Here is a 13,594-nt window from a genome sequence, read left to right on the forward strand (position 1 = left end):
GTTTCGCCCGAGCAGGATCAGGCAGTCGTTCCCATGATTGAAATTAAAGGACTCAGCAAGTCTTTTGGCTCATTTCATGCCTTAAAGTCGCTTGATTTGACGATTGCCAGAGGCAAAGTGTTCGGTTTTGTAGGGCCGAATGGCGCGGGGAAATCAACGACGATGTCCATTTTGGCTACACTGCTCTCGCCTTCGTCGGGCTATGCGAAAGTGGATGGCTTTGATGTGACGAAGCATCCGGCAGAAGTGAGAAAGCGGATTGGGTATATGCCGGATTTCTTCGGTGTTTACGACCAATTTAAAGCGGTCGAATATTTGCATTTTTATGGTGCCAGTTATGGTATACCCAAGAAGGAACGGGAAGAGCTCATTCCTCAGCTGCTTGAGCTGGTCAATCTCAGTGACAAGCGGGACGCTTATGTCGATACGCTGTCGCGCGGCATGAAGCAGCGGCTGTGCTTGGCGCGCTGCCTTGTGCATGATCCCGATTTGCTCATACTTGATGAGCCGGCTTCCGGTCTTGATCCGCGAGCGAGAATCGAAATGCGGGAAATTTTGCTGGAACTCAAGGCAATGGGCAAAACGATCATTATTTCCTCGCATATTTTGCCGGAGCTTGCGGAGATGGTTGACGAAATTGGCGTCATTGAGCATGGGCAGATGATTGCCCAGGGCAATGTGTCGGAAATCCAGAATCGGCTGCGGGTGAAGCGGATCTTATATATTCGGCTGCTGGAACGGCTGGAAGAGGCTGAGCAGTTTTTGCAGGAGCAGCCGCATGTGACGCGTCTGATGCGCGATGAGCGGGGCATCCATGTTCATTTTAGCGGACAGGATCTCGAACAGGCTGAGCTAATCAGCGAATTGATAGCTGCAGGCTATCGCATCGTTTCGTTTAGCGAAGGGCAGACGAATTTGGAAGATGTCTTTTTGGAAATTACGAGAGGAGGGGACGGCTTCGAATGAGAAACGATACCGTAAGCAAAGATTGGCGCAGCAAGCTGATCAATCCGGTGCTGGATAAGGAATTCCGATTGCGGATGCGGACGCCGCGCACGATGTGGACGCTGCTTGCCTATTTATTCGCCATTGGGTTGTTTGCCCTTAGCTCCATTTATTTGCTTAATATGAGCTCGGGCAATGCGGCCTCGTTTAATCCGAGCGAAAGCCGGATGCTGTTTTATTTTCTCAGCTTCGTCCAGCTCGGCCTCATTTCCTTTATGGCTCCGGGCCTCACGGCTGGCGTTATAAGCGGCGAGCGTGAACGGCAGACACTTAATCTGCTGCTTACGACGCAGCAAAGCTCGACGACGATTATTTTAAGCAAGCTGCTGTCTTCTCTAAGCTTTATGATTTTAATCGTCATTAGTACGCTTCCTGTATACAGCATGATCTTTCTGTTCGGCGGCATATCGCCGTCACAGCTGCTGCTCATCTTTTTCTTTTATTTATTTTTGATGATCGTCATAGGAGCCTTCGGCGTTTTGTTCTCCACCATCATCAAGCGGACGATGATTGCTGTTATTTTGACCTATGGCGTGACCTTGTTTTTGTACGCGGGCACAGCGCTCATTGGTTATGTAGCGCTAATGGTATCTATGCAGGTTTCAGGATACAGCGGTTCTAACGAATGGATCGCTCATATTTTCGCATGGAATCCAGCGGTGGCGATGTACAGCATTTTGGACCCTAACATAACCAGAGAAATCGTTTATACGGGATCTGGTTCAACAGCATCTGAACCGTTTCTGCAGCTCTGGCAGGAGTTTATGCTCATTTATCTCGTGTTGGCCGCTCTAGCCATTTGGTTAAGCATTCGCTACCTGCGTCCTCGTATGAAGCAAAGCGGGAAGTAACATATAAGAAGTCGGGTTTAAAGTAGGAGGGAGCGCAAATGGCGCCAAGCGGAAGCAGTCAGGCTAAAGAACAGCAGCAGCTTCCTGAGCTGCTATTGCCGGTGCGACTTAGATTAACGATGTTCACCATGTGCAAGCAAGGGCTAAAGGGCTTGCTTATAGGCAGCTCGGCAGGCTTGCTGCTGCTCGTCGCAAGCAGGCTGTGGCCGCTGCTTCATGCGCGGCCAGCGGCTGTGATTTTGGCGGCAGCGGGCCTGCTGGCGGGGCTGCTGTATGGTCTTTGGCGGCGCGCCTCGCTGCGCGATGCGGCGAGAGCAATGGATCGGCACGACACGGATGATGCCGTGTCGACTGCGCTTGATGGATGGCTGCGCCCGGCTGGGCAGCCATCCGCTATTGTGCTGCTGCAGCGGCAGGAGGCCATTGCAGCAGCGAAAGCTTATGCCGCTATGCTGAGCAAGCGGCTGCCTTGGCCCGCATGGCCGGCGTGGAAGCGGTCCGTGCTGGGGGTTAGCGCGGTATGGGCCATTTCCGCGCTTTTGCTCGTATGGGCGAATCCGCTGGATCATTTGGCGGAGGAGCGGGCCGCTGAGCGGCAGCAGCTTGAAGAGCTGCGGGAAGAGGCGGCTGCGCTCGCGGAGGAAGCGGAGCGGGCAGATGTGCCCGAGGAGGCGAAGCGGCAGCTTGCTGAGCCGCTTGAGAAGCTGCGCAGCAAGCTGGAGGAAAACGACAGCGACATAGAGGCGGCGCTTGCCGAGCTGGCCGAGGCGATGCGCGAGCTTGAGCAGACGGCGGAGCAGGCGTTGCAATCGGCGTCGCAGCTTGATGAGGCGGCGGAAGCGATGCAGCGCGAGCCCGCACTGAAACAGCTGGGAGCTGCGCTGCAGGACCGGCTGGAATCGGGGATGAGCGAAGCGATTAGCGATATGCGATCGGAGCTGCACAAGCTGACGCCTGAGCAGAAGGAGCAGCTGGCACAGGCGCTGGAGCAGCTTGCCGGGCAGCTGCCGCAAGACAAGGAGGCGCTCGCCTCCGCATTGGCAGAAGCCGCGGAGCAGGCGCGCAATCCCGAAGCGGAAGGTGACGCTTCGGGCGAGACGGAGGGCGGCGATGGCCTCGCCGCCCTAGAAGAAGCGCTGGCCGGCGAATTATCGCAGGCTCAGCTGGAACAGCTGGCTAGCGCAATGGCGAGCCAGCTTGGGCAAAGCGGACAGCCGCTTGCGGGCCAATTGGCTGCAAGCGGCGGCTCCGTGCCGCCGAGCTGGGCAGCGGCGGCCTCCGGCAATGGCTCGCCGAGCGGCAGCAGCGCTGGCGGAGCATCAGGCTCGCCGAGCGAGCCTGGATCGGGCGCGGCGCCGGGAAGCTCTGGCGCCTCCGGAAGCGGCGAGCCTTCATCCAGCGGTGCTGGGACAGGAGCCGGTGCAAGTCAAGGAGCAGGCGCTGGAGCCGGGTCTGGTCAAGGCCAGGGCGCTGGCAGCGGGCAAGGAGGCTTGCAAGGCGGTACCGGAGCGGGTGGACGAACGCTTGTAACAACGCCGCGTACGATGGCAGGCGAAGGCAATGTGCAGGAGGATGGCGGACCATCGACTGGCGGCCAGGAGCAAACGGGGGGCAAGTCGCCGATGATTGACGGAACGACACGCCCTTACGAGGAAGTATACAGCGAGTATGCAACCGAGGCGAAAAAAGCGCTTGGACGCTCCCAGCTGCCGCAGGCCATGCAGGATAAAGTAAAGCAATATTTCGACAACATACAGCCGAATCGATAAGGAGCGAGGTGGACAAATGATTGAATCCAAGGAACAGATTACACAGGCGGCTGAGCGTATAGCTGCTCTGAAAGAGGAAATTGGAAGTGTCATTGTAGGGCAAAAAACGGTAGTTGAGCAGCTATTATGGTGCATGCTGGCAGGAGGACATGCGCTGCTGGAAGGCATCCCCGGTCTCGGGAAAACAATGCTTGTCCGTACGGTTGCGGATACGATTTCCTTGCAATATTCAAGGATTCAATTTACGCCCGATCTTATGCCCGCAGATATTACGGGAACGACGCTGATTGATTTTACCGAGCAGGGCGCGGCGGGACGCAGCTTTCAGCCTGGACCGATCTTCGGTAATCTAGTGCTGGCCGATGAAATTAACCGTGCTACGCCAAAGACACAAAGCGCATTGCTTGAAGCGATGCAGGAAGGCACGGTGACAGCTGGCGGTGAAACTCGCCAGCTGCCGCGTCCTTTTTTTGTATTGGCGACGCAAAATCCAATCGAGCAGGAGGGGACATACCCGCTGCCGGAAGCGCAGCTTGACCGTTTCCTGCTCAAAATCGGCGTCAGCTATCCGACGCGCGAGGAGCTCAAAGAAATTGTGCTGCGGACAACGGCGGTAGCTCAGCGCCGCGCTGAGGTCAAGATGACTGCGGATGAGCTGACCGAGCTCCAAGTGTATGCCAAGCAAATTCTGGTTGCAGACGATGTGCTGGACATGGCGGTTCGGCTAGTGATGATGACGCATCCTGCAGAGGCAGATGCCCCTGACGATGTGAAGCGTTATGTCAGATTTGGCGCTGGACCGCGGGCGCTGCAAGCGATTGTGGCGGTCAGCAAGGTAAGGGCGCTTTGCAGCGGCAAGCTGCATGTATCGTGGAGCGACATTCGCGAGGTAGCTGTGCCAGCGCTTCGACATCGGGTCGTGCTCGGTTATGAGGCACAGGCAGCAGGCATAACGACGGATCAGATGACTGAATCCATCTTAAACGCATTGGAGCTGACAAGATGAATGGGCAAGGCAGCGGTTCTGGGAGCGGAGCCCGGGATTCAGCGTTCAGCGGCGCTTTAGCCAAGCTTTTTCCCGATACGTCCTTGCTGAATCGATTAGAGCGCATGAAAGTGGCTGCGGGCAGCCGAGTAAAGGGCACGATGGCTGGCAAGCGCCGCTCCAGCACGCTCGGCGGCTCGCAGGAGTTTGCAGACTATCGCCCTTATGCGCCCGGCGACGACATTCGTCGTCTGGATTGGAATGTATATGGGCGAACGGGCAGAGCATATATGCGGCAATATTGGGATGAGCAGGAGCTTACATTGCATGTGTACGTTGATATATCCCCTTCGATGAATTTTGGCGGCGAACAGGCCAATAAGCTGCGCTGCGCCTTGCAGCTCGCAGCTTGCGGCGGATACGCTGCACTGTCAGGCGAGGACCGCATTGCGGTAAAGCTGTTTGGCGGCCCAGCTCCGGCAGAGCTTCCAGCACTTCGCGGAAGGGGCTCCGCTGCGCGATTGTTTCATTTTTTGGCAGCGGCACTAGAGCAGGCAGCGGAGCAGCCGTCTTTTCACCCAGACGATGGGCTTAAGTCTTCTGCGATGGGTGAAGGGACAGCAGCTATGCAGCAGCAGGCGGCAGCTTTGACCATGCGGGAAGCTATTGCGCAGGCTGGGCAGCTCCCGCATCGCACGGGCGTTACTTGGATTGTGTCCGATGCGATGTATGAAGCGGGCATTGAGAATACGCTGCTCAGCCTGCTTGCTGCTCGGCAACAGGTCGTTTTTCTCCATTTATTGAGCCCTGAAGAGCTAAATCCGTCTTTGACAGGCGAGCTGAATTTGCTTGACAGTGAACTCGGAACGGGCAAAGAGGTTGCTTTAGGCAGTCGTTTGCTGGAACAATATCGCGATACGGTGAACAAATATTGTAATGAGCTCAAGCAGCTTTGCGCCGAGCGCGGAGCCCTTTATTTTTTTATTGACACGAGCAAGCCAATGGAACAAACGATTCAGCATACGCTGCTTCGCGCTGGTGTGCTGCACAGCCATAGTTAAAATTGAACTGGAACTAATAATGAGGAGCAACTTAGAACTCAGGTGAAAGGAGGAGGGAAAATGCAGCTGCTATCGCCGCTATCTGCATTATTCGGCTTGGCGCTTCCAGCTATTGTTTTAATGTATTTATTCAAGCGCACGTATATGGATACCGAAATTGCGAGTCATATGCTGTGGAATCGCATGCTGCGCGAGCAGGAGGCGAATCGTCCGTGGCAAAAGCTTCGTACACGGCCGCTTATGCTATTGCAGCTTCTCGCAGCTGCTATATTAGTGCTTGCGCTCATGCAGCCGTATCTCACGACAGATAGCCGCAGCAGCAGTCATACCGTCATCGTACTTGACCGCTCGGCAAGCATGACGGCGGTTATGCCTGGCGGAAGCTCGCAAGTCAGCCTGCTGTCCGCCGCTGTACAGCAGGCGGAGCTATGGCTGAACGAGCAGCCGAAAGGGGAGCTTATCACTTTGCTTGTAACGGGCGAGCAGCCCCGCATTATTTTGTCCAAGGAAACGGACCATGAGCTCGCGGTGCAGCAGTTGAAAACCATTACGCCAGATTTCGGTACACAGGACAACGTAGCAGCTTTATCGCTAGCCGACTCGCTGCTTGCGAATGAACAAGGCGGTCAGATATTGCTGCTCTCCGATGGCAGGTGGCAGGACGCAGACTCCGTTAACCTGCTGACCCTTCATGCGAAGCTTGAGCAATTCAAGCTTTCTGCCCCGCAAGCTGGCAGTAATAATAGCGCTATTTTGTATTTTGGCATTCATGCAGCAGTTGGGGAAGACGGCAAACGTGCAGGCATAGTGACCCTGCGAAATGACAGCCTTGCATCTAAGCAGCTTGAGCTTGCCGTATATGCGGACAAGGAATCAGAGCCAGCAGTGAAGAGGTCGGTCAAGCTTGAGGCTGGGGGCTGGACGAGCGTAGATATTAACGGTCTGCCGGAAGAAGCTAGCTATTATACCGCCAAAATCAGCGGAGCGACCGATGATTATGCCGCTGACAATATCGCCTACCAGTTTCCGATCGTGTCTAAAGCGCAGCAGGTGCTTTTAGCTACATCAGGCAACTTGTTTTTGGAAAAAGCGCTCCAGCTCGCCGGCGTAAAAACGATAAAGGTTGATCCTGCGCAGTATGTTCCTTCTGATGAACATGTTAAGGACATCGACTGGGTCATTATGGATGGCGACACAGCAAAGCTTCGAACGGACAAAAGCTGGCAGAAGTTGTTTTCCTCCAAGCCTGTCTGGTATATCGACCATCCGGAAGCGACCGAGGAAGAGACGGCTTCGCCTGCGAATAGCAGGGTGGCGCTGACCGAGCATCCCGTTACCGCCTATCTTTCATTTGAAGATACCCATATCGGACGGATGGTGAAGGCGAAGGATGCCGGGAGTTGGGGAGAAGCGATTGTTACATATGGCGGCTTGCCAGCCATTTATGCTGGCTCGATGCAAGGAAGGCCGCAGCTGCGCTTTACCTTTGACATGCAAAGCAGCGATTTGCCGCTGCGGCCGGAGTTTCCCGTGTTAATCGTGCAGGCTGCGGATTGGATGAGCGGAGGGAGTCAGGCACAGCTTGGGACGGCGGATGCCGGAAGTACGCTCCAGCTTGCTTTTTTAAATGAGACAGTTAGTGCCAAGTGGGAAATGATCGAAGCCCTAGGCGGTTATAGCGAAAAATCACTGCCCGACAGCAAGCTGGCTGCCGCGCTTGCAGCGCAAGAGCCAGCAGTCGCCCCGGCGGTTCCGGGTTTGTACCGTTTAATCGAGCAAGATGCAGAAGCGGAAACGATCGGTCAGAGGATGCTTGCTGTAACAGCGGCTCCCTCCGAAAGCGCATCGATGTCCGCAGCTTCCGAAATCAAGCCGCTTGCCGCTGGTTCAACTGAGACAAGTCAAAAGTTGGCTGATGCGGGGTTGGCTTTGGGAAGTGTGGAGACGGCAAATGCTGCAAACGCTTTTGCCGTATGGCTCGCGCTTGCACTGCTTTTGCTGATGCTGGTGGAATGGGAGGTGTATAGGCGTGGGAATGCAGGCTAATTCGCCTTGGGCGCTCCTTCTTCTCATTCCGTGGGCAGTGGCGGTTTGGTGGATGATTCGAGGTACGCTGCGACTGCAAGGCACTCGTAAAAAGATAGCCATAACGCTGCGTGCATTTATTCTGCTGCTCGTCATTGCGATTGCTGCAGGTGTGCAGCCATACTTGCGTATCGAGCAGCGTAACGTTATTTTTGTAGCAGATCGTTCCGCATCCGTCAATGCCGATGCCGCTTTAGGTGAGTGGATTGCCAAAGCCTCGGCGGCGAAAGACGAAGCCGACCAGAGCGGAATTGTGTCCATTGGACTAGATGCCGCCATCGATAAAGTGCTCTCGCCTGATCAGCTTCCGAGTGCGGAACGATATACGTTTCGATCAGGCGTGAATGAAAACTTCACGGATCTGTCTCAGGCGCTGCGCCTTGCGTCAGGCATGCTGCATGAAGCCGGGGGCGGCAAAATCGTGCTGCTCTCCGATGGCGCGGAAAATGCCGGAAGCATGCTGCGCCAAGCGGAGCTGCTGGGGCATGCAGGCATTGAGGTGGATGTCGTTCCGTTAGCTGCCCCGCAGCGTGTGGACGCCTCGCTCGAAGCGATGGACGTTCCGCAAACGCTGCGTCAAGGCGAGAAATTTACGTTTGAATTTACGATTAACAGCACATCATCAGGTACGGCCAAGCTGAGGCTCTACGAAGACAACCGCGAGCTGTCGACAAGCGAAATCGTGCTGGAGCCGGGCGAAAATCGTTTTGCGCTGCAAAGCGCTGCGCTGGAACCGGGCTTTCACCGTTTTCGGGCTGAGCTGTATGCAGAAGGGGATGAACGTGAGCAGAACAATACTGCTTATGCGTTCAGCAGAGTCAGCGGCCCGCCCGCTGTGCTCATTGTGGAAGGTGTGCCGGGCTCATCAGGCAATGTGGAGGCAGCTTTGAAAGCTTCGCTCATTCGTTACGAGACGATACCGCCTGAGCGGCTGTCTGTACAGCTGGCTTCATATGCCGCCTATGACAGCATTATTTTAAACAATGTTTCAGCAACCCGCATTGCGGCTAAACCGATGGAGTGGCTTGGCAAGGCGGTCAGCGATTATGGCATTGGCCTAGTCATGGTGGGTGGCGACAACAGCTTTGGCTTGGGAGGCTATTTCCAAACGCCTATAGAGAAGGCGCTGCCGGTCTATATGGATTTGAAGGGGAAGCGCCAACTGCCCTCGCTCGGCTTGATTTTGGTAATTGACCGTTCCGGCAGTATGGTCGGCGGCAAGCTGGAGCTGGCGAAAGAAGCGGCAATGCGGACGATCGAGCTGATGCGCCCAGAAGATTCAGTAGGCGTAGTCGCCTTCGACTCGACGCCTTGGTGGATCGTGGAACCGACCAAGCTGACGGATCGCGAGGAGGTTTTGGATAAAATCCAGAGCATTCAGGCCGATGGGGGCACGGAAATTTTTCCGGCGCTCGATACCGCTTATAACAAGCTGCTGGAAATGGATGCACAGCGCAAGCATATTATTTTGCTCACCGATGGGCAATCGGCTTCCAACCCGGGTTATGCTGCGCTGACACAGGGCATGGTGGACAATAAAATGACGATGTCTACAGTTGCAGTCGGCGACGGTGCGGATCAGGTGATGCTGGAGCAGCTTGCGAAGCAGGCGAAGGGACGGTTTTATTTTACAAATGATGAAAGCACGCTTCCGGCTATTTTCAGCCGTGAGACGGTGCTAATGTCGCGAACCTATATTGTGGAGCAAAATGCTCCGCCGCTCGTCGGGCAAGCCGGAAGCTGGTCGTCGATGTGGCAAAATGGCGTGCCGAACTTGCAGGCGTACATCGCAACGACAGCGAAGGAAACGGCAGAGGTCGCGCTGCTGTCGCCGCAAGGTGATCCGATTTTGGCGCGCTGGGCGTACGGTTCAGGACGAACGGTAGCCTGGACGAGCGACTTGACTGGGAAATGGTCACGAGACTGGGTGCAGTGGGGCGCATTGCCGAATGTGCTCGCCGAGTGGATTAAGTGGACGTTTCCCCAGTTTGAGAGCACGCCTTATTCCGCAACAGCTGCGCTTGATGGTCGAGAGGCTATGCTGCGCTTGCGCACCGAGGGCAGTGATACAGCTGCTAAGCTGTCGGCTGTAGTCACGGATGAAGCAGGCGAAAGCACGCCGCTTTCGCCGCTTCCAGCAGCTCCGGGCGAATATGCGGCAAGCCTTCCAATATCGAAGCCGGGCGTGTATTTAATGCAAGTGAATGAACAGAGCGCTGCAGCGGGCGGAGCAGAAGCGCCCAATACGGGTAGCACGACGACGGGTTTTGTCATCCCCTATTCGCCCGAGTATCGATTGACGGGTGAAAATGGAGCAGAAGCGCTGCAGCAGCTTGCTGACGCTACAGGCGGACGCTTGCTGTCGCTGGACGCGCCGCAGGAGGCTTACCGCTTCAATCCAGTAGAGTCCAGGCAGCCTTATGATTGGACCCGTGAGCTGCTCCTATTAATTTTGTTGCTATGGCTGGTCGACATTTTACTGCGCCGCTTGTCGCTGCCTTGGCAGCGGATCGGGCGGATGCTTTTGGCGAGACTTGGGCTCGTAGGTGGACGTTTGCAGAGGAATGAGCCAGCCGCCGCTCCGTCAGGTGCGATGAGCAGGCTGCAGCAGCGGAAAAGCCGCACCGCTGGCTTTTATGGTGAGCGAGCGGATACAACTGACGTGGCTCCAACTCCAACCTCGCCAGCATCTGGTCAGGTGAAGGGAGCGAGTGGAGCGCTTAATGGCATTCAGGGAGCTTCGGCCAATACGTCGCAAACGGCAAGTCGTCCGTCTCGAGCACAGGCTCCGAAGCCAGATGGTCGAGGCCAGGCGGGTAAGCAGCAGCGAGAAATGCTAGACTCACAGGCTAATGCTTCAGGCAACAGCAGCCAGCCGTCAGCCCCTCCTTCGAACCCAGAGACAAAGCAGGCTGATGGTCAGGTAACGGTCAATCGTCTGCTTGCCGCCAAGAAGCGCGGTAAGCGGTAGCATTTTTGAACGGATGCGAGGCTAAAATGTTGGTATTGTTTAGAGGAATGGACAACGGCGGCGTCGAAAGTTACAATGCACATAAACGATTTTTTCTGAGGAGCTGACGTAACGATGTATAACGAAATCACGCCGGAGCAAGTTGAAGCGCGTCTGAATAATAAGGAAAAGTTTCATTTAATCGATGTTCGTGAGCTTGATGAGTGGGTAGAGGGACATATTGCCGAAGCAGCTCATTTGCCATTGTCTGAAATTCAGGAGCGTTTGGATGAGCTGCCTAAGGATGAAAATATCATTTTCGTATGCCGCAGCGGCGGACGCAGTGGCAAAGTATGCGACTTCCTCGCGCCACAGGGCCACTCCGTGACCAATATGACGGGCGGCATGCTCGCATGGCCGGGAGCCATCGTTACTGGAGCGTAGCATAAAGCGTTAAAATCAAAAGCAGCTTTGCAACCGGATGTTAGCGGATTGCATGGCTGCTTTTCACTTTTTCCGATTCGGAAAAAAGGCATTGATCATGATATAATAAAAATTAAACGGAGCTGATCCTTCATGAATCTGATAAATCCAAGAAATGATTTTTTGTTCAAACGCATTTTTGGGAGTGAAGAGAATCGCGATGTCCTACTAACCTTTTTAAACCGAACATTTGATGAGGCTGGCAGGCCCCCCATTGACAGAGATTATTTTGCTCAACCCTTATACAGATAAGGACTCTCCGCGCGACAAGCAATCCATTCTGGACATTCGAGCCAGGACAACTGAAGGTGAAATTATTAATGTTGAAATGCAGCTTTTTAATAAATATGATACGGAGAAAAGAACGCTTTTCTATTGGAGTAAGCAATACTCTGGGCAATTGCAGGAAGGGCAGCCGTATAGCCAACTGAAACGGTGCGTGACTATTAATATTTTGAACTACGCCTTGCTGCCGAATGATTTGTATCATAACGTATTTCATCTGCGGGAAGATCGAACCGGAATTTCGCTAATTGACGATATTGAAATTCACTTTCTAGAGCTGCCGAAGCTAGACGAACAAGCCATTTCCATTGAGGAAGGCGGACTTGTGAACTGGTTGTTATTTCTGAAAGGTGCAGATCAATCCAAATGGGAGGTGTTAACGATGAATGAACCGGTATTAAGAAAGGCCATGGATACGCTGGAATTTTTGAGTCAGGATTTAGAAGCACGAAGACAATATGAAGACCGTCAGAAGTATCTGCATGATGAGGCGTCGATGTATGAAGCAGCTAACTCAAGAGGGCGTGCTGAAGGAAAAGCAAGTGGGAAGGCAGAGGCGAAAAAGGAAATTGCCAGAAAGCTTCTTACTCTTGGAGTTGAGCTATCCGTCATCATCGAAGCATCCGGTCTAACTGAGAAAGAGATCATTGATTTAAAGTCGTTGTAGTTAAAAATAGAGACGAGCGGACCCATGGCGGTCGGCTCGTTTTGTCTTTAAGGAGTTGTTTTTACAAAAAAATCGTCAATTGACTGTATAAAAAGTACAGACCGCCTTTTATGACGGTCCGAGAGATAAATTTATGAGGTTACCGTAACATACCAAGTCCAAAGAAGAACTCCGCTGGTACTGTAGCCACGGACTGTTGCGCTACCAGTATTTATTGCGGTTAGCCATCCAGATGATGATACTGAAACAACAGATGTTCCTGATGCAACAACATAGTTATTTGCACCAATGAGTAACGTAGAGTTTCCTTTTTTCAAAGTTGTAAAGGTTGTTCCAGCTGCGGAAACCGTTGTTGGAGCTAATAATGCGAAGCTTGAAAAGGATGCGAGTGCTAAGGTTGTGGCGAGAAAAATTTTCTGAATGGATTTTTTTATTTGAACCTCTCTTTTAATTAATTTACTTAAATGGTAATAATGAGTAAATTCAAGTTAATCATACATTATGATTTTCTGCTTGCATAGAGGTGTATATTGTCGAACTAAGACTATTAATTACGAGCACGTTTGTTTCTGTTTAGTTGAGTGCGACTCTGTTTAAAGAGGCTATATTAGGCGGCAGTAAACACATGCCCACAAATAGCGCAACAAAGCTTGATTGGCGAGTTCGACTCGGATATGACGTGAAGATTACTTTTCCATCGTCGTTTCAATCCACGCACTCACATAGAGTGCGACGAACACATTTTGCAGATACACTCCCAAAAAGTTGTTTCAATCCACGCACTCACACAGAGTGCGACTACAACGTACCGTAAACTGGCACTGTATATCAAGTTTCAATCCACGCACTCACACAGAGTGCGACACCAGCGGAAGAAAAACGCTGTTTGGTTGTCCAAGGTTTCAATCCACGCACTCACACAGAGTGCGACAATGAAGTATTTCATCTATGCAACAGATAATGAGTTTCAATCCACGCACTCACACAGAGTGCGACATCCTGCCACTCGCCGCTGCAGGAATACGGTCGATGTTTCAATCCACGCACTCACACAGAGTGCGACGCGGAAACAGGCTTTACCGTAATTCGTGGAGTGAGGTTTCAATCCACGCACTCACACAGAGTGCGACACGTGATAACGAGTTGTGGTTGAGCGAGCAGCAGTTTCAATCCACGGACTCACACAGAGTGCGACAAGATATGCTCCTTTATGAGCAGGACACGGGTAAAGTTTCAATCCACGCACTCACACAGAGTGCGAAGCGGAAAATTACATAATTTATTCCATAATCGCATTAATGCTGTATTTTTTCAACAATATCAATGAAAGAAAAATCAACCGAGATATTGACTTTTACCGAAATATCAAATTTTCGTCATGATTCGACAAAATCTGAGGTGCGAGTGACCTAGGGATTTTATGTGAGCTTCACATTCGCACCAAAAAAACGAC

8 protein-coding genes, 1 pseudogene and 1 CRISPR repeat array are annotated in these 13,594 nt (G+C 53.1%); all 9 genes and pseudogenes read left to right on the forward strand.

What is annotated here, in order from left to right:
• Positions 1-33 precede the first annotated feature (33 nt).
• The 9 genes and pseudogenes from MHB80_RS13190 to MHB80_RS13230 all read left to right on the forward strand — a co-directional run bounded on the left by MHB80_RS13190 (position 34) and on the right by MHB80_RS13230 (position 12,141).
• Complete coding sequence (locus MHB80_RS13190) at positions 34-966, forward strand: ABC transporter ATP-binding protein (RefSeq protein WP_341282955.1); 933 nt, start codon at positions 34-36, stop codon at positions 964-966.
• Positions 963-1,856 carry an ABC transporter permease gene (locus tag MHB80_RS13195; RefSeq protein ID WP_341282549.1) on the forward strand — a complete coding sequence of 298 codons (894 nt, stop codon included), beginning with the start codon at positions 963-965 and terminating at the stop codon, positions 1,854-1,856. The genes MHB80_RS13190 and MHB80_RS13195 overlap by 4 nt, the downstream gene beginning before the upstream one ends.
• A 38-nt stretch (positions 1,857-1,894) precedes the next feature.
• Positions 1,895-3,625, forward strand: a complete 1,731-nt coding sequence (locus MHB80_RS13200; protein ID WP_341282550.1) for a hypothetical protein — start codon at positions 1,895-1,897, stop codon at positions 3,623-3,625.
• A 16-nt stretch (positions 3,626-3,641) separates the two neighbouring features.
• A complete protein-coding gene (locus MHB80_RS13205; protein WP_341282551.1) occupies positions 3,642-4,631 on the forward strand; it encodes a MoxR family ATPase in 990 nt (329 codons plus the stop codon).
• Positions 4,628-5,671, forward strand: coding sequence for a DUF58 domain-containing protein (locus MHB80_RS13210; RefSeq protein ID WP_341282552.1), 1,044 nt, complete (start codon positions 4,628-4,630; stop codon positions 5,669-5,671). The genes MHB80_RS13205 and MHB80_RS13210 overlap by 4 nt, the downstream gene beginning before the upstream one ends.
• A 60-nt stretch (positions 5,672-5,731) precedes the next feature.
• Positions 5,732-7,717 (forward strand): VWA domain-containing protein, encoded by a 1,986-nt coding sequence (locus MHB80_RS13215; RefSeq protein ID WP_341282553.1) that lies wholly within the window; start codon positions 5,732-5,734, stop codon positions 7,715-7,717.
• Positions 7,707-10,727, forward strand: coding sequence for a VWA domain-containing protein (locus MHB80_RS13220; protein WP_341282956.1), 3,021 nt, complete (start codon positions 7,707-7,709; stop codon positions 10,725-10,727). Before MHB80_RS13215 ends, MHB80_RS13220 begins: the two co-directional genes overlap by 11 nt.
• Positions 10,728-10,841: 114 nt before the next feature.
• On the forward strand, positions 10,842-11,150 hold the full coding sequence (locus tag MHB80_RS13225; RefSeq protein ID WP_341282554.1) for a rhodanese-like domain-containing protein: 309 nt from the start codon (positions 10,842-10,844) through the stop codon (positions 11,148-11,150).
• Positions 11,151-11,282: 132 nt separating this feature from the next.
• Positions 11,283-12,141 (forward strand): annotated as a pseudogene (locus MHB80_RS13230) (Rpn family recombination-promoting nuclease/putative transposase).
• A gap of 702 nt (positions 12,142-12,843) precedes the next feature.
• Positions 12,844-13,403: a CRISPR direct-repeat array (repeat unit 31 nt; unit sequence GTTTCAATCCACGCACTCACACAGAGTGCGA).
• Positions 13,404-13,594: the final 191 nt, after the last annotated feature.

The organism is Paenibacillus sp. FSL H8-0537 (assembly GCF_038051995.1).
GTDB lineage: Bacteria > Bacillota > Bacilli > Paenibacillales > Paenibacillaceae > Pristimantibacillus.